A 17,230-nucleotide genomic window follows, 5' to 3' on the forward strand; every position below is an offset into this window, starting at 1 on the left:
TTACCATCGCCGCAGACGATGCTCAAGCGGGCACAGCACATCTGATAACGCGAGGTTAACGTGGTAGATTCAATAATGGATAAATCGGCGCCCGGCCCCTGGTCCGGATGGCTTCATGGTTTACTGGGGGTGATCATTTTCAGCGGTTCGCTGCCCGCGACGCGGCTGGCGGTGCAGGATATGGATCCGTTGTTATTGACCTTTCTGCGCGCCTCTATCGCCGGGCTGCTTGCCATCGCGCTGCTGGTGGGCTTTCGCCAGAAACGCCCGCGCCTGGCGCAGCTTGTGTCCCTGATCATCGTCTCATCCGGGGTGGTGCTCGGCTTTCCGCTACTCACGGCGCTGGCCCTGCAGCGCATCACCTCGGCGCATTCGATTGTGTTTATTGGCCTGCTGCCGCTGATGACCGCCCTCTTTGGCGTACTGCGCGGCGGCGAACGCCCGCGGCGGGCTTTCTGGATCTTTTCGCTGCTGGGCAGCCTGCTGGTGGTGGGATTCGCCCTGACGCAAAATGCGGCGGCCTCACTCAGCGGCGATCTGCTGATGCTGGCGGCGGTTATCGTCTGCGGCCTCGGCTATGCGGAAGGGGCGAAGCTGACGCGGGAGCTCGGCGGCTGGCAGGTGATCTGCTGGGCGCTGGTGATTGCCCTGCCGTTGATGCTCCCCGCCTCGCTGCTGGTTCAGCCCGCATCCTGGCATGCCATCTCGGCCTCCTCCTGGGCGGCGCTCGGCTATGTGTCGCTGTTCAGCATGCTGATCGGTTTCATCTTTTGGTACAAAGGGCTGGCCGCGGGCGGGATCGCCGCCGTCGGCCAGCTCCAGCTATTGCAGCCGTTCTTCGGACTTGGCCTGTCGGCGGCGCTGTTGCACGAAACCGTCAGCCCTTTGATGCTGGCGGTTACGCTGGGCGTGGTGCTGTGCGTGGTGGGCTCGCGCAAATTTGGCCGCCAGCGGGTTGGCGAAGAGAACGGGGGCAACAATTGACCTGACGCGTCGCCTAATATCGCGGGATGCGGCGCGAGGCGAATGGATAAGCTGCGTAGCAAAGCCAACGTAAATGTGTGACGGGTATATACTTCAGGGAACACATCGACCGGGAGAGACTATGCCTTTAGCCGATTTTCACCGCTCCGATCCTTTTACCCTCGGTATCGAACTGGAGCTGCAGGTGGTGAACCCGCCGGGTTACGACCTCAGCCAGGATGCCTCGACGCTGATTGCCGACGTCCAGCATGAGCTGACCGTGGGAGAAGCCAAACACGACATCACCGAGAGCATGCTGGAGATCGCCACCGGGGTGTGCCGCGACATCAGCCATGCGCAAATCCAGCTCAGCGCCATCCAGCAGGCGGTCCAGCGCGCGGCGCTGCGCCATCATCTGCAGATCTGCGGCGGCGGTTCCCACCCCTTTCATGCCTGGCAGCGCCAGCAAATCAGCGATAACCCGCGCTATGTCAAAACCGTCGAGCATTTTGGCTATCTGGCACAGCAGGCGACGGTCTTTGGCCAGCATGTGCACGTCGGCTGCCAGAGCGGTGACGACGCCATCTATCTGCTGCATGGCCTGTCGCGCTTTGTACCGCACTTCATCGCCCTTAACGCCGCCTCACCGTGGTTTGACAGTACCGACAGCCGCTTCGCCTGTTCACGCCTGAACCGCTTCTCCTCCTATCCCGACAACGGTCCGATGCCGTGGGTGGCCGACTGGCAGGGGTTTCGTCGCCTGTTCCGCCAGCTGAGCTACACCAGCATGATCGACAGCATGAAGGATCTGCACTGGGATATTCGCCCCAGCCCGCAGTTTGGTACCGTCGAGGTGCGGGTGATGGACACCCCCTTGACCCTTGCCCAGGCGATCCACATCGCCGGCTTTATTCAGACCCTGGCCTGCTGGCTGTTGACGGAGCGCCCTTTTAAGCACCAGCCTGATGATTATCTGCTGTACCCCTTTAACCGCTATCAGGCCTGCCGCTACGGGCTGGACGGGACCCTCACCGACGTGCGCAGCGGGGAGCAGCGCAGCATCCGCCAGGAGATCCTGCAGCTCGCCGACCGGCTGGCCCCTTTCGCCCATCAGCTGAAGGCGACGGCAGCGCTGGAGGCGGTGGTTCGCCAGGCGAAATCGCCGCACAGCGAGGCGCAGCAGATGCGCGACTTTATCGCCAACGGCGGTTCGCTTTCCGGGCTGGTGCAAAAACACTGTGAGATTTGGGCGGCATAAGGCAGCGAGGCGGGTATACTCGGCGCAGACTATAGAAAGGACTGCCCATGTTATTACGTTGCCTGCTCCCTCTGGCGCTGCTGCCCCTGGCCGCCGTCGCCAGCGCCGCCTGTACCCTCACCGACCCGACGCTGACCCTGCAGAGCTATCGGGTGGATGCGCAGAAAGAGCGCATTGCGATGTACTGGCAGGATCGGCACGGCAAAGCCTGGGGTTCCCTGCGTTCGCTGCTGGCGGGTATCGATGGCGACGGCCGAGTGCAGATGGCGATGAACGGCGGCATTTACGATAAGGCCTACGCGCCGCTGGGGCTGTATATCGAAGACGGCAAACGGCTGACGCCGGTCAACCGCTCCGCCGGCGGCGGGAACTTCTTTATCCGCCCCGGCGGCGTATTCCTGGTGGAAAACGGCCGGGCGAAAATCGTGCCGCTGCCGGCGTACAAACCCTCTCCCGCCATCCGCTATGCGGTGCAGTCCGGCCCGATGCTGATTGAAAATGGCGTCATCAACTGGCGACTGAAGCCCTCCGCCAGTTCGCGCAAGCTGCGCAACGGGGTTGGTATCGATAAGCAGGGCCGGGTGGTGTTTATGCTCAGCGATCGCGAGACCAACTTTTACGATTTTGCCTGCTATGCGCAGTCAAAGCTTGGCGTGCGGCAGATGCTTTATCTCGACGGCACCCTGTCGAAGATGTACCGCAAAGGCGGCAGCGTGCCGTGGCAGTATCATCCGTTCGTGACCATGATAACGGTGGAGAGAAAATAGCGGGCGCGTTTGGGGGCGGCCATTCCAGCCAGGAGAGTGAATAAATTAACGACAGGCCGGGCAAGGTATTGCCGCCGTGCCCGATGTCCTTGCCCGGTGGCGCTGCGCTTACCGGGCCTACAGAGTCTGTTCGCTATGGTGTGGCTCCTGAAATCTACGGGCGTGCAGCAGGGCCGATTCCCGCTGAAATCGGCGAACCGAAGGTCGGCAGATAAGGCGGGGCTCACGCCCAAACGCAACGTGAACGCAAAACCCACCCTCACCCTACCCCTCTCCCAAAGGGAGAGGGGACCGCCCGGTAGTCGTTGCAGCCTGGAGTATCCCCGTTACCGACCGGTAGCGCCGCGCTTACCCCCGCCGATGCGCCCACTCGCGCATACGTTGAAACAGTACATACAGCGACGGGATAAACAGGATGCCAACCATCGTCGCCACCAGCATCCCGCTGAATACCGTGGTGCCGATGATCCGCCGGCTCTGCGCCCCGGCGCCGGTGGCGAGCATCATCGGCATGATGCCGATAATAAACGACACCGCGGTCATCATTACCGCGCGGAAGCGGCGGGTAGCCCCCTCGCGCGCAGCGTCGACTATCGACAGCCCCTCCTCGCGCCGGCTGCGGGCGAACTCAACGATCAGAATCGCATTCTTCGCCGCCAGGGCGATCAGCAGCACCAGCCCTATCTGAACATACACATCGTTGGCATAGCCCGCGGTCCACAGCCAGAGCAGCGCTCCGCCGATGGCGAACAGCACCGAGAGCATGACGCTCGCCGGCAGCGTCCAGCTCTCATACTGCGCCACCAGAAACAGCCACGCCATCGCCACCGCCGCCAGCACGATCCACACCGCCTGATTGCCGGTCTGCTGCTCCTGCCAGGAGATCCCGCTCCAGGCATAGTCATATCCCGGCGGCAGATGGGCCTGCAAAATCTGCTCCATGGCCGCCATCGCCGTGCGGCTGCTGACCCCCTCGGCCGCTGAACCGCTCACCGACACGGACGGGAATTGATTGTACTGCTGAATAAACGGCGCCCCCACCGTCGGCGTAATGGTGACCAGATTGCTCAGCCGCACCCGCTCGCCGTCGCGGCTGCGGACGTACAGCTCGCTAATCTGCTCAGCCCGCTCGCGCCACTGCATCTCATTTTGCATCACCACATGATAGACACGATTGTTACGGCTGAAATCGCCGGCGCGCGTGCCGCCGAACGCCGTCTGCAGGCTGCTGAAGATCTGCGCCACCGGCACATCCAGCAGCGCCGCCCGGTCGCGGTCGACCGTCAGGGTCAGCTGCGGCACGTTGCTGCTCCAGGTGGTAAACACCCGGCTCAGCTGCGGATGCTGGTTCGCCAGCTGGAGGATCTCCCGCGTCACCTGCTCCAGCTCCGCCGACGACTGACCGGCCTGCGCCAGGATGCGCAGATCAAACCCCGAGGCATTGCCCAGGCCCGGCAGGGTCGGCGGTGCGAAGGTCATGATCGTCGCCTCGGGTAGCGACAGCAGCTGGCGCTGAATATCCGCCATCACCGCATCCAGCGGCGGCCGCTGATGCCAGTCCTTGAGCATTACCGAGATAAACCCGCCGTTAGAGGCGCTGGTGCCGTTGAGAATGTTGAACCCGGACACCTGAATCACATCCTCCACCGCCGGGTTAGCCATCAGCAGCTTGCGCGCCTGGGCCATCACCGCTTCGGTACGCTCCAGCGACGCCGCCTCCGGCAGCTGCACGCTGGCAAACAGGTAACCCTGATCTTCCTGCGGCAGGAAGCCTTTCGGCATCGAGGTGAAGCTGAACGCCACCAGCGCGCCTGCCGCCACCGTCGCCGCCAGCGCCAGCCAGGGGCGGCGGTTCATCCAGCCTACCAGCCGGCCATAGCCGTCGCGGGTGCCGTCGAGAAGACGGTTAAACGCCCGCCACACCGCCGCCGGCCGGGCAGGACGCGGGCGCAGCAGCAGCGCGCAGAGGGCCGGCGTCAGGGTTAGCGCCACCAGGCTCGACAGGGCCACCGCGGTGGAGAGCGTCACGGCAAACTGCCGGTACAGCTCGCCGACGATCCCCGGGAGCAGCGCCACCGGCACAAACACCGCCAGCAGCACCAGGGTCGTGGCGATCACCGGCCCGGCGATCTGCCGCAGCGCCTGGGCGGTGGCCTGCAGGCGATCCAGCCCTTCCGCCATTTTGGTTTCCACATTCTCCACCACCACAATGGCGTCATCCACCACCATCGTCAGGGCGAGAATGATCGCGAACAGGCTGAGGGTGTTGGCGCTGTAGCCCAGCAGATAGAGCACCGCAAAGGTGCCGATCAGTGACACCGGGATCGCCAGCACTACGATCAGCGTCGCCCGCCAGCTCTGCAGGAACAGCGACACCACCACGACCACCGCCAGCAGGGTCAGCGCCAGCGAGACGCCGATCTCTTTGATCGTCGCCGCCACAAAGCGGGTGGTATCGAACTTCACCTCCCAGGTGAGATCCGCCGGAAAGCGAGTGTGCAGGCGGTTAAGCTCCGCACGCACTGCGCTGGCGACCTGCAGGGCGTTGGCGGTGGGCGTCGGATAGATCCCCAGATAGGCCGACGCTTTACCGTTCAGCTGGGCGCCGGAGCTGTAGCTGCGGGCGCCCAGCTCAATGGTCGCCACGTCGGCGAGGCGCACCAGCTGCCCCTGCGCGCCGCGGCGGAGGATAATCTCGCCAAAGCTGGCCGCCTCGTTCAGACGCCCCAGCCCGTTGATGGTCAGCGTCTGCTGCTGGCCGTTAAATACCGGCGGGGTGCCCACCTGCCCCGCCGCGCCCTGCACATTCTGCTCGCGCAGCGCCTGGGCGACATCATCCGTGGTGATGTTGAGCGCGTTCATGCGGTCCGGGCGCAGCCAGATGCGCATGCTGTAATCCCGGGCGCCAAACATCTGCACCTCGCCGACGCCGGGCAGGCGGGCCAGCGCCTCGCGCACCTGGGTGCTGGCGTAGTTGCTGACAAACAGCGGCGACAGCGTGCCCAGCGGTGAGTAGAGGCTTACCCCCATAAGCAGATTGCTGGCGCGCTTGCGCACCTGGACGCCATTCTGCTGCACCTCCGCCGGGAGCTGCGCCAGCGCCTGCGCCACCCGGTTTTGCACGTCGATCGCCGCCAGGTCGGCATCGGTGCCCGCCGCGAAGGTTATGCTCAGGCGGTACGTCCCCTCATCCGAGCTGGTGGACTCCATATACAGCATATGATCGACGCCGTTGAGCTGGGTCTCCAGCGGGGCGGCGATGGCTTCCGCCACGTCTGACGCGCTGGCGCCCGGCCAGCTGGCGCTGACGTTCACCACCGGGGGGGTGATCGCCGGGTACTGCTCCACCGGGATCAGCTTCAGCGACACCGCGCCGACAAAGGCCAGCAGCAGCGCGATCACCATGGCAAATCGCGGACGACGGATAAAAAAGGTCAGCATCCCTTCTCCTTAGCTAGTTCAGCACCTGCACCGCGGCGCCTTCGCGCAACCGCTGCGCGCCGTCGGTGATCACCTGCTCGCCCGCCTGCAGCCCTTTCTCGACCGCAAACTGCTGCCCCTGCTGCCCCGCGAGGGTCAGACGACGCTGCCCGGCGGTGTGGTCCGGCTTCAGCACCCAGCTGAAAAAGCCCTGCGGATCCTGCTGCACGGCGGCAGCAGGGACCATCACTCGCGACGGCAGTTCCTGCGGACGGAACAGGATCGTCACGCTGCCCCCCGGCAGCAGACGGTGCTGCGGATTGGCGAACTCGGCCCGCACCGCTACGCTGCCGGTGCGGGCGTCGATCCGGTTATCGATAGAGGTCAACACCCCGTCGCGCCGTTTACCATCAACCTCAATCTGCGCCAGCCACGCCTGCTTCAGAGCGTGGATATCGGCGTGCTGGCCGGTTTTGCTGAAAAACGCGGCTTCGTCGAGGGCGAACGAGACCCGCACCGGATCCAACTGCACAATGTCCACCAGCACGCCGCTGGACGGATTGACCAGCGTCCCGACGTGAAAGGCGCTATGGCCCACGCGACCGGTCACCGGCGCCGCAATCCGGGTGTAGCTGAGCACTATCCGCTGGGCCTCGACGCGGGCTTTGGCCTGCTGCACGGCAGCGGCGGCGACGTCGCGCTGCATCCGGGCCGTATCGACGTCGTTGCGGCTGATGGAGTGATTGTTGATAAGCCGCTCGTAGCGAGTGAGCAACTGCTGCGACTGACGTAATGAGGCTTCGGCGCTTTTCAGCTCGGCCTGCGCCAGAGCCAGCGCCGCGCGGGGCTGCGCGTCGTCGAGGGTAAACAGCAGGTCGCCTTCGGTAACATACTGCCCGTCCTGGAAGTGGCGCTGAACAATCACCCCTTCGGTGCGCGCGCGAATGTCGACGGCGCGGATCGCCTCGACCCGCCCGGGGATAGCGCGTTCTTCAGCATGAGGAGCCAGTTCAACCGTGGCGACGCGGACCGGCACCGCCGGCGCGGCGGTCGCCGTCAGGGCGCCGCCGACCAGACCGCAGGCCAGCAGAGCAAAGCGGAAGGTTTTAATCATAGAGGATCCTTGCGACAGTAACGCGCGCCTGCAGCGAGGCGCGCGAGATTGTTCAGGCCGTTTTGCGGAACCGGCGCGTCAGACGCTTCTCGACTTCCACCACCAGGAACATGGCGACGCCGATGACCAGAGTGACAAACCAGTAGCGCAGCGGCAGCGCTTCCGTACCAAACATGCTCTGCATCAGCGGGACATAGATAATGACCAGCTGCATCAGCAGCAGGACGCCGGTCACCAGCCAGATGCCTTTGTTGCGCAGCAGACCCATGCTCAGGGAGAAGCTGTCGCTGCTGCGGCAGTTGATCATGTAGACCCACTGCGCCGTCACCAGCATCTGCAGCAGCACGGTGCGGATAAACTCCGGACTGTGGCCGCGCGGCGCCAGCCAGGCCTCAAGGATAAAGGCGGCAATCGCGATCATCGACCCGACGAAAGCCACTCGCCACACGGCGAAACCATCCATCACATGCTGGCCGGTTTTACGCGGCGGACGGTTCATCACGTTGCGCTCTGCGGCCTCAAAGGCCAGGCCGAAGGAGAGCGTCGCCGACGTCGCCATGTTCATCCACAGGATCAGCACCGGGGTCAGCGGAATAATGTTCCCCGCCAGCAGGGCGATGATGATCAGCAGCCCCTGCGCCAGGTTGGTCGGCATGATGAAGAGGATGGTCTTCTTCAGGTTGTCATAGACCCGACGGCCCTCTTTTACCGAGCTGGCGATGGTGGCGAAGTTATCATCGGTTAACACCATGTCGGCCGCCTCTTTGGTGACTTCGGTGCCTTTGATACCCATGGCGATACCCACGTCGGCCTGGCGCAGCGCCGGCGCGTCGTTGACGCCGTCGCCGGTCATGCCGACCACTTCGCCGTTATCCTGCAGGGCTTTCACCAGGCGCAGCTTATGCTCCGGGCTGGTACGGGCAAAGATGTCGTACTCCACCGCCGCCTTCGCCAGCGCCGCATCGTCCATGTGCTCCAGCTGGTAGCCGGTCATGGCCTGGCTGCTGTTGGTGATCCCCAGCATCTGGCCGATGCTCATCGCCGTCTGCGGGTGGTCGCCGGTGATCATTTTCACGCGGATGCCGGCGGTCTGGCAGGCGTGGATGGCGTCAATGGCTTCCGGACGCGGGGGATCCATCATCCCGGCGATGCCGAGGAAAATCAGCCCCTCCTGCAGGTCCTCATGGTTGAGGGTGGTGGCATCAAGGCTGGCCGGCTTACAGGCCGCCGCCACCATCCGCAGTCCCTGACGGGCGAAGCGCGCCATCTCCTCTTCCCAGTACTGCGCCTCGAACGGCACCGCGCCGTGGCGGCTCATCTGCTCGCGGCACATGGCGAAGATAACGTCCGGCGCACCGGTGATCAGCACCCGGGCATCGCCATCGATGTGCTGCAGGGTCGACATATATTTGTACTGCGAGTCAAAGGGGATCTTGGCCACCAGACGGGCCTCCACCGCCGGGAGCTGCGCTTTCGCCGCCAGCACTTTAAGCGCCCCTTCGGTCGGCCCGCCGGTGATCCCCCACAGACCGCGCTCATCCTGGGTAAGCTGGCTGTCGTTACACAGGTCGATGGTGCGCAGCCAGGTCTCCAGCACGGTGCCGGGCTGAACCTGCACGGGCTCATCGCTCCCCTCGAGGAAGATCCGCCCCTGCGGCTCGTAGCTGTCGCCTTCCACCCGATAGCAGCAGTCGGCGGTGATGATCGCTTTGACGGTCATTTCGTTCATCGTCAGGGTGCCGGTTTTATCCGAGCAGACCACGGTCATGGCGCCGAGGGTTTCCACGGTCGGCAGCTTACGAATAATCGCCCGCTTGCGCGCCATCGTCTGCACGCCGAGCGACAGAATAATCGAGATGATCGCCGGCAGTCCTTCCGGTACCGCGGCTACCGCCAGGCTAATCAGCGACAGCAGCAGCTCGCCCATCGGGATATCCCGCAGCGCGAGGCTGAAGATAAACAGCGCCACCATCATGGCGAGAATAATGGCGAAAATCGCTTTGCCGAGCTTATCCATCTGCACCAGCAGCGGGGTACGGTGCTTCTCAATACCCGCCATCATCTGGTTGATATGGCCGAGTTCGGTCTGCGCGCCGGTGGCGGTCACCACGCCGACGCCGCCGCCGGCGCTGACGGTGGTCCCGGAAAAGACCATGTTCACCCGGTCGCCCAGCGGCAGATCGCCCTCCAGCGCGTCGGTGATTTTATCCACCACCGTCGACTCGCCGGTGAGGATCGCCTCTTCCACCCGCAGGTTGTGGGTTTCAATCAGGCGCATATCCGCCGGCACGCGGTCGCCGGCGCGCAGGATAACGATATCCCCCGGAACCAGGTCGCGCGTCGGGATAGTCTCATGCTTGCCGTTACGCTGGACGCGGGCATCGCTGGAGAGCATGTTGCGGATCCCCTGCAGCGATTTTTCGGCGTTGCTCTCCTGGATATGACCGATCAGGGCGTTAATCACCGTCACGCCGAGGATCACCAGGGTATCGACCCAGTGCCCCATGATGGCGGTCAGCGCCGCGGCGGCCAGCAGCACGTAAATCAGTACGTCGTTAAAGTGGGCGAGAAAGCGCAGCCAGCCCGGTTTGCCTTTCTTTTCCGGCAGCGCATTCGGCCCACAGGTATTCAGGCGCTCGGCGGCGTCTGCGGAACTTAACCCAGCGGCCTGGCTTTTGGTCTGCGCCAGCACTGCGTCAACGGTCTGCTGCCAGACCTGCCGTGGCGCGGTGTCGCCCGAGGGCGTCGTAAACTTTGGGTTATTCATCTTGGTCAATTTACATTTTCCTTATAAATTCCGTGAGTCGGAAAGCCTGAAATCATTCCTGGCCAATGAAGTAAAAGAGGGCAAAAATGCCGATAAAAATGTGAACCAATACAAGTCTAAATTTTTCGCAAAATAAAAATTTTGTGATAAGTTAATTCCACAAACCAACTATTACAGAATATTAATAAACCAAAACTAAACGAGGTAAAATATGTTTGGAATCTACCGCGGGCGCCGTCTGGCGCTGTACATCGCGCTAGCCATCATCATTGCTACGCTGGTGGGATATAGCACTTACAGTTTTGTAAAAGCGCTGGCATAATAATGACGTTAATTTACACCCGGCTGAAATTAACTTAATTACAAACTATTTCAGATTAATTAACATGAGAGCGAAAGGCAGGCGATAATATTTAAAATAGTCGTGTTATAGCGAGTAAAAAAACAAAGCATATTGCGTTAAGCATTATTTTACCGGACAATATGTTTTTTAACTGATGATTAACATGACATGAAACATCCACTGGAAACGCTGCTCTCCGCCGCCGGGATCTTACTGCTGGCCCTGCTCTCCTGTCTGCTGTTGCCCGCGCCTTCGCTGGGCCTGACGCTGGCGCAAAAGCTGGTTGAGACATTCCATATGATGGATCTCAACCAGCTCTATACGGTGCTGTTTTGTCTGTGGTTCTTAGCGCTGGGCGCCATTGAGTATCTGGTGCTGCGCTGGGTGTGGCGTCGCTGGTTTTCCCTCGAGCGGTAAACCAGGAGAGGCGCGCCTCAGTGGGCGCGACTGTGGTTCTCTTTGCGGTAGGCGCCCGGCGGCTGATTGAAGGTACGGGTAAAGACGCGGGTAAAGGTCTGTTGCGAATCGAAGCCATACTTCAGGCAGATATCGTAGACCCGCTGATCGGTGTCGCGCAGATCGCGGGCGGCCAGCAGCAGCTTCCTTTCGCGAATATAGCGCCCCAGGCTCTCCCCTTTGTACTGTAAAAACAGCCGTTGCAGATGCCATTTCGAATACCCGGCATGGCGAGCGATATCATCAATACGCAGCGGTTGATGCAGGTTATCATCAATCCACTCGACGATAGTATCAATCACCTGAGCGGAAATCGTCATATGCTCTCTCCTCTGATACTGCACTGGCGCTTAGCGCCACCAGGCGTTAAATGATTGCGTCTTATCGGCGACCCACACCGGCTCGCCCTGCACAGGCGTCAGCAGACGCCAGGCCCTTCCTTCGCTGGCAGCCGCCAGCCGTTGATACGGTTCATCCCAGCTGTGTTTCGCCAAAACGAATCGTCCTGCATGCCCAGGCAGCACCGCGCGAGCGCGCAGGTCGTCGGCAGCCTGAGCCGTTTCATCCGGCATCATGTGGATATATTTCCAGTCCTGGTCATACTGCCCGTTCTCCATGATCGCCAGATCGACCGGACCGAACTCATCGCCTATCGCTTTAAAGTGCGGCCCATACCCGCTGTCGCCGCTGTAATAAATCTTTTGCTGCCGGGTAACGAACAGAAAACTGGCCCACAGCGTCTGGTTACGCTTCAGCCCACGGCCGGAAAAGTGCCGCGCCGGCAGCACGTGGACGGTGAGCTCGTCGCTGGCCGGTACCGCCTGCTGCCAGTCCGCTTCGGTAATCAGCGCCCCGTCCATTCCCCAGTAGCGCAGATGCGATCCGACCCCCAGCGGCGTAATGACCCGCTTAATTTTCGGCAGTAAGGCGCGAATGGTGGCGTAATCCAGATGGTCGTAGTGATCGTGGGAGATGATCAGCAGATCGATCTCCGGCATCCCTTCCGCCCGCCACGGATAGTCGCCGGGGAAGGCTTTATTGATAAAGGAGAACGGCGCCGCGTAATCGCTGAACACCGGGTCGATCAGGATGCGTTTTCCCGCCAGCTGCAGGTACCAGGAGGAGTGGCCGAGCCAGACCATCACGTCCTGCCCGAGGGGCAGCGTCGCCAGATCGGTTTTCACCAGCGGCAGCGGTTGCGCGGGACGGGCGTTTTCCCGTTTGGTCATCAGGAAATCCCACCACGCCGCCAGCATATTTTTCTGCCCGGTGAACCCTGGCGTGGGCAATTGGTTATGGAACTGGCCGTCCCGGTAGTGGGGAGACGCTTCCACCTGGCTAAGCTGTGCCCCCTGCGGCGCTTTACCAAAACCGGCATTAAGAACAAACGGCAATGTCGTTGCTGCTGCGAGTAACATGATGGCGACCACGCTGAAAGTGACACGGTTCATATCCTGACCAGACAAAAGCCCCCATCCCGGAGGCTTTATGATATAACTTGATTATGAGTGAGTACGCACTCATTATTAGGAAAGCGATGAAAGTCGTCAAGACGATTTTCAATTTTTGCGTTCCGCCGTTGCAGCGACCTGGTCAGACGTGCCAAGATCGGCGGTTTGTTTAAACCTGCGTGAGGAAAAAAGTAGTGGCTCGTCCAAAGAGTGAAGATAAAAAGCAAGCGTTACTGGAAGCTGCCACCGCGGCTTTCGCCCAGTCCGGCATAGCCGCCTCGACGTCGGCCATCGCCCGCAGCGCCGGTGTGGCCGAGGGAACGCTGTTTCGCTATTTCGCCACCAAGGATGAGTTGCTCAACGAGCTGTACCTCGCGATTAAGCTGCGCCTGGTGCGCACAATGATCGCCGGGCTGGATCCGGACGAGAAGCGCCCGAAAGAGAACGCGCGCAATATCTGGAACAGCTATATCGACTGGGGCGTGCGCAACCCGATGGAGCACAAAGCGATCCGCCGGATGGCGCTCAGCGAGCGCATCACCGACGAAACCCGCCGCCAGGTAAAAGAGAGCTTTCCGGAGCTCAACGAAATGTGCCAGCTGTCGGTGAAAGAGATATTCCTCAGCGAGGCGTACCGCGCCTTTGGCGACGCCCTGTTTCTGTCGCTGGCGGAAACCACCATCGAATTCGCCAGCCACGATCCGCAGCGCGCCCGGGAGATTATCGCCCTCGGCTTTGAAGCCATGTGGCACGCCCTGCATGAGGCGGACGCCTAATGACGCCGGAAACACTGCATCCCTGCGCTCACCGTATCGCCCTGACCTACCCGTTTACCGAACACTGCTGGCCCTTTGGGCCAGAGTACGACGTGTTTAAGGTCGACGGCCGCATCTTTATGATCACCATGACTATTCGCGGGCGGGCGCTGGTCAATCTCAAGGCCGAGCCGCAGAAGTCGCTGCTGAATCAGCAAATTTATCGCAGTATCGAACCCGGCTACCATATGAACAAGAAACACTGGATCACGGTGGTGCCAGGAGAGGATATCAGCGAGGATCTGCTGGCCGAGCTGATTGACGATTCGTGGCATCAGGTGGTGAACAAGCTGAGTAAAAAGGCCCAGCAGCGCCTGCGTCCGCGCTGATTTTCAGCCAAATGCGATAAGTGTTATCGCATTTTTCACCCTTATCATTTTGCGATCTTCGCTGTACTCTTCCTCTCCTGAACGCACCGGTAAGGTGCTGTAAACTGTGAGGAAGAGTTATGGATATCGTATCGGTCGCTTTGAAGCGCTATTCCACCAAGGCCTTTGACGCCACGAAAAAGCTGACTGCCGGGGAAGCGGAACAGCTGAAAACGCTGCTGCAGTACAGCCCGTCTAGCACCAACTCCCAGCCGTGGCACTTTATTGTCGCCAGCACCGATGAAGGGAAAGCTCGCGTGGCGAAAGCCGCCAGCGGCACCTACGTGTTCAACGAACGTAAAATTCTCGACGCCTCGCACGTGGTGGTGTTCTGCGCGAAAACCGCGATGGACGACGCCTGGCTGCAGCGCGTGGTGGATCAGGAAGAGGCCGATGGCCGTTTCGCCACCCCGGACGCAAAAGCCGCTAACCACAAGGGTCGCACTTTCTTTGCCGATATGCACCGCAAAGAGCTGAAAGATGACGATCAGTGGATGGCGAAACAGGTGTATCTCAACGTCGGCAATTTCCTGCTGGGCGTAGCGGCGATGGGTCTCGACGCCGTGCCGATTGAAGGGGTCGATTTTGCGATCCTCGATGAGGAATTTGACCTGAAAGCCCAGGGCTACACCAGCCTGGTGGTGGTCCCGGTCGGCCACCATAGCGTAGAAGATTTCAACGCTACCCTGCCGAAGTCGCGTCTGCCGCAGTCGACGACCATTACCGAGATTTAATTCCCTTCTGCCGGGGACGCCCGGGCCATGGCGCAGCAGCGTCTCGCCCGGGACTTTCTTCACCCACTCTTTCCCCCTCTTTTCTGCCGTTTGTGCCAAGTTTCTGGCGCTCATAATCCCGCTTGTGCCAGGAATAACGACTTTAGTGTGAACCAGACGATTTAATTAATTGATAAATAATACTTTTCATTTCTGGCACGCCCTTTGCTCTTAACAGATACCGCTATCTGGATGAAGGAGAAACCGGGTGAAACATATCTATGTGGCCAGCCACGGCCATTTTGCTCGCGGACTGGTGAACAGTTTGTCACTGCTGATTGGCGACGAACACGGCGTTATCCCGGTCTGCGCCTATGACGAAGATATCGTGACCACCGAACAGCTGGAGCAAACCCTGGAGCATCTCATCGTCCAGGCGAATGGTGATGAAGTGGTGATCTTCACCGACCTGCTTGGCGGCAGTATCAACAATAGCGCCGTGAGCGTCTTGATGCGACATCGCAACGTTTTCGTGGTCGCCGGCATCAATCTGACTCTGCTGCTAGAGTTTCTGCTGTGCGAAGAAGCCACTACCGAGGCCGCGATTATCTACGCCACCAGCGCGGCGCGTGAATCCATTGTTTTCATCAATCCTCTAATAACACAACCATCCTCTGACCCACAGGGAGAATCTCATGATTAAACTCGTGCGCATTGATTATCGGCTGCTGCACGGCCAGGTGGTTTTTGCCTGGACCCGAGCGCTGGATATCGACCATATCATCGTCGCCAACGCCAAAGCCGCGGCGGATGCCTTCATTACGATGTCGCTTAACCTGGCAAAGCCAGCGGGCGTCACGCTGGACATCGCCACCGTTGAACAGGCGGCGGAAAAGCTTAACAGCGGCAAGTTGGATCATAAAAAAGTCATGGTGGTCCTGGGCAATACTGCGGAAACCCTCGCGCTAGTAGAAAAAGTCCCAGGAATTAGCGCAATTAATTACGGCGGTCTGCCACAGAAGGAAGGGGCAAGACAATTCGGCAAGGCCATCTATCTGACCGAAGAGGAAATCGCCCATAGCAGAGCGCTAAAAGAAAAAGGTATTCGGCTGGAGATGCGTCAGGTACCCGCCCACTCGGCTGAACTCCTTAACGACCAACTTTAACTTCGGAGGTCACTATGTTGCTCACCGCAACGTTACTCGGACTGATCGCTGCCCTGGGGATACTTGATGGCCGCCTGCTTGGGGTATCAATGATCGATCGACCGCTGGTGATGTGCGCCCTCACCGGTCTGGTCTGCGGTAATTTACATGAGGGGATTCTGATTGGCGCTACGCTGGAGCTTATTTTCCTCGGCAACGTCGCCATCGGCGCCGCGCACCCGCCAGATATCGTGACCGGCTCCGTATTGGCCACCGCGTTTTCGATCATGTCCGGTCGTGGTCCAGAGGCTGCGCTCACCATCGCCATCCCTGTCTCAATGCTGGCGCAGACGCTGGGAATCCTGGTGCGCGTGGTGAACGCCCGCTTTGGTCATCTGGCGGACCGCTATGCGGCACAGGGTAATACCCGAATGGTCGGCCTGATGCACCTCGCCGGTCCGACGCTACTCTATTTTTTAAACGGATTTCTACCGGTATTTTTTGCCATTCTGCTTGGTTCTTCGGCGGTAAGCTGGTTCCTGGAGGCCATTCCGCCGGTGATAACCAATGGATTGATCGTCGCCAGTAAGATCCTGCCAGCGCTCGGCTTCGCCCTGCTGATCAGCATGATGCTCAGCAGCAAACTGATGCCGTACCTCGGTCTGGGATTTCTGATAGCGGCATATACCAAACTGGATATTATCGCCATCGCGCTGTTCGCTGTGGTGTTGGCATTTATCATCAGCCAGTTCCTTAATCTTAAGCAGCAGGAGAGCTAATCATGAGCGAAATGACGCAAACTGTGACTGGCGCTACCCAGCCGCAAAGCGATGATGCAAGCCGCATCACCGCCCGCGATTTACGCAGCGTGTTCTGGCGCTCCTTTACGCTACAGGGCTCCTGGAACTACGAGCGCCAGCAGCATATGGGCTATGCCTTCGCAATGTCGCCAGCCCTGAAGCGCATCTATCAGGACCCAACGGAGCTGGGGCGCGCCCTGCAGCGTCATCTGGTGCTGTTTAACACCACGCCCCATCTCTCGACCTTTATCTTCGGCCTGTCGATTGCCATGGAAGAAGAGAACCAGCGTAACCCCGAATTTAATGAGGAGTCGATAAACGCGATTAAAACCAGCCTGATGGGGCCGCTGGCGGGCATCGGCGACTCCATATTCTGGGGATCATTAAAGGTTATCGCCGCCGGGATGGGTATCTATTTCGCCCAGCAGGGCAGCCTGCTGGGACCGATACTGGCGCTGTTAGTTTATAACCTGCCGCATCTTTTGTGCCGCTGGTATGGCCTGAAGCTCGGCTACCGGGCGGGTACGACCTGGCTGATGAGAATTTACCAAAGCGGCCTTATGGACCGGGTGACCTATATCGCATCAATTGTTGGCCTCATGGTCGTCGGCGCGATGACCGCCAGCATGATAGATATCACCACCCCGCTCAGCTTTACCGCCGGGCAGACCACCATGAAGGCGCAGGAGTTTATTGACAAAATACTTCCTTCGCTGCTGCCGCTGCTTTTCACCCTTGGGATGTACAAGTTGATCCGCAAGGGAGTCAATATTAACTGGATCCTGCTAGGAACCGTCGCGTTTGGCATGGCGGCCAGCGCGCTAGGCCTGCTTTAAGAAGAGGAATATCA

16 protein-coding genes are annotated in these 17,230 nt (G+C 60.4%); 11 read left to right on the forward strand and 5 right to left on the reverse strand.

Annotated features, from left to right (window positions below):
- Positions 1-75: 75 nt before the first annotated feature.
- The 3 genes from ACR809_RS18540 to ACR809_RS18550 all read left to right on the forward strand — a co-directional run bounded on the left by ACR809_RS18540 (position 76) and on the right by ACR809_RS18550 (position 2,988).
- Positions 76-984, forward strand: coding sequence for a DMT family transporter (locus ACR809_RS18540; RefSeq protein ID WP_004214945.1), 909 nt, complete (start codon positions 76-78; stop codon positions 982-984).
- Positions 985-1,105: 121 nt separating this feature from the next.
- On the forward strand, positions 1,106-2,221 hold the full coding sequence (locus ACR809_RS18545) for a YbdK family carboxylate-amine ligase (protein ID WP_004176954.1): 1,116 nt from the start codon (positions 1,106-1,108) through the stop codon (positions 2,219-2,221).
- A gap of 47 nt (positions 2,222-2,268) precedes the next feature.
- On the forward strand, positions 2,269-2,988 hold the full coding sequence (locus ACR809_RS18550; RefSeq protein WP_004176956.1) for a phosphodiester glycosidase family protein: 720 nt from the start codon (positions 2,269-2,271) through the stop codon (positions 2,986-2,988).
- A gap of 348 nt (positions 2,989-3,336) precedes the next feature.
- Here ACR809_RS18550 and ACR809_RS18555 read toward each other — a convergent pair whose 3' ends face one another.
- Genes ACR809_RS18555 through ACR809_RS18565 form a run of 3 tightly spaced genes read right to left on the reverse strand, consistent with a single transcriptional unit; the run spans position 3,337 to position 10,298 of the window.
- Positions 3,337-6,429: an efflux RND transporter permease subunit gene (locus tag ACR809_RS18555; RefSeq protein ID WP_117243194.1), complete on the reverse strand. Its 3,093-nt coding sequence runs from the start codon at positions 6,427-6,429 to the stop codon at positions 3,337-3,339.
- 13 nt (positions 6,430-6,442) lie between these two features.
- Complete coding sequence (locus ACR809_RS18560; protein WP_042939223.1) at positions 6,443-7,522, reverse strand: efflux RND transporter periplasmic adaptor subunit; 1,080 nt, start codon at positions 7,520-7,522, stop codon at positions 6,443-6,445.
- A gap of 52 nt (positions 7,523-7,574) precedes the next feature.
- On the reverse strand, positions 7,575-10,298 hold the full coding sequence (locus ACR809_RS18565; RefSeq protein WP_032419261.1) for a cation-transporting P-type ATPase: 2,724 nt from the start codon (positions 10,296-10,298) through the stop codon (positions 7,575-7,577).
- 502 nt (positions 10,299-10,800) lie between these two features.
- On the opposite strand from ACR809_RS18565, the gene ACR809_RS18570 reads away from it, so the two are divergent.
- Positions 10,801-11,049: a DUF1158 domain-containing protein gene (locus tag ACR809_RS18570; protein WP_002893037.1), complete on the forward strand. Its 249-nt coding sequence runs from the start codon at positions 10,801-10,803 to the stop codon at positions 11,047-11,049.
- Between the two features lie 17 nt (positions 11,050-11,066).
- On the opposite strand, the gene ACR809_RS18575 is transcribed toward ACR809_RS18570, so the two are convergent.
- On the reverse strand, positions 11,067-11,408 hold the full coding sequence (locus ACR809_RS18575) for a RamA family antibiotic efflux transcriptional regulator (RefSeq protein ID WP_002893035.1): 342 nt from the start codon (positions 11,406-11,408) through the stop codon (positions 11,067-11,069).
- Between the two features lie 30 nt (positions 11,409-11,438).
- A complete protein-coding gene (locus ACR809_RS18580; protein WP_012737592.1) occupies positions 11,439-12,554 on the reverse strand; it encodes an MBL fold metallo-hydrolase in 1,116 nt (371 codons plus the stop codon).
- Between the two features lie 179 nt (positions 12,555-12,733).
- On the opposite strand from ACR809_RS18580, the gene ACR809_RS18585 reads away from it, so the two are divergent.
- From ACR809_RS18585 to ACR809_RS18615, 7 genes are all read left to right on the forward strand, one after another.
- The gene (locus ACR809_RS18585) at positions 12,734-13,315 is read left to right on the forward strand and encodes a TetR/AcrR family transcriptional regulator (protein WP_004176968.1); all 582 of its coding nucleotides are present in this window, start codon (positions 12,734-12,736) and stop codon (positions 13,313-13,315) included.
- A complete protein-coding gene (locus tag ACR809_RS18590; protein WP_004142557.1) occupies positions 13,315-13,683 on the forward strand; it encodes an MmcQ/YjbR family DNA-binding protein in 369 nt (122 codons plus the stop codon). Before ACR809_RS18585 ends, ACR809_RS18590 begins: the two co-directional genes overlap by 1 nt.
- Before the next feature lie 119 nt (positions 13,684-13,802).
- Positions 13,803-14,456 carry an oxygen-insensitive NAD(P)H nitroreductase gene (gene nfsB / locus ACR809_RS18595; RefSeq protein WP_004178896.1) on the forward strand — a complete coding sequence of 218 codons (654 nt, stop codon included), beginning with the start codon at positions 13,803-13,805 and terminating at the stop codon, positions 14,454-14,456.
- Positions 14,457-14,703: 247 nt separating this feature from the next.
- On the forward strand, positions 14,704-15,138 hold the full coding sequence (locus tag ACR809_RS18600) for a PTS sugar transporter subunit IIA (RefSeq protein ID WP_002893017.1): 435 nt from the start codon (positions 14,704-14,706) through the stop codon (positions 15,136-15,138).
- On the forward strand, positions 15,131-15,601 hold the full coding sequence (locus ACR809_RS18605; protein ID WP_004176974.1) for a PTS sugar transporter subunit IIB: 471 nt from the start codon (positions 15,131-15,133) through the stop codon (positions 15,599-15,601). The genes ACR809_RS18600 and ACR809_RS18605 overlap by 8 nt, the downstream gene beginning before the upstream one ends.
- A 14-nt stretch (positions 15,602-15,615) precedes the next feature.
- Positions 15,616-16,359: a PTS mannose/fructose/sorbose/N-acetylgalactosamine transporter subunit IIC gene (locus tag ACR809_RS18610; protein WP_004183295.1), complete on the forward strand. Its 744-nt coding sequence runs from the start codon at positions 15,616-15,618 to the stop codon at positions 16,357-16,359.
- Positions 16,360-16,361: 2 nt separating this feature from the next.
- Positions 16,362-17,216 carry a PTS system mannose/fructose/sorbose family transporter subunit IID gene (locus ACR809_RS18615; protein ID WP_004176976.1) on the forward strand — a complete coding sequence of 285 codons (855 nt, stop codon included), beginning with the start codon at positions 16,362-16,364 and terminating at the stop codon, positions 17,214-17,216.
- Positions 17,217-17,230 lie beyond the last annotated feature (14 nt).

Source organism: Klebsiella sp. CD33 (genome assembly GCF_051992865.1).
Taxonomy (GTDB): domain Bacteria; phylum Pseudomonadota; class Gammaproteobacteria; order Enterobacterales; family Enterobacteriaceae; genus Klebsiella; species Klebsiella pneumoniae.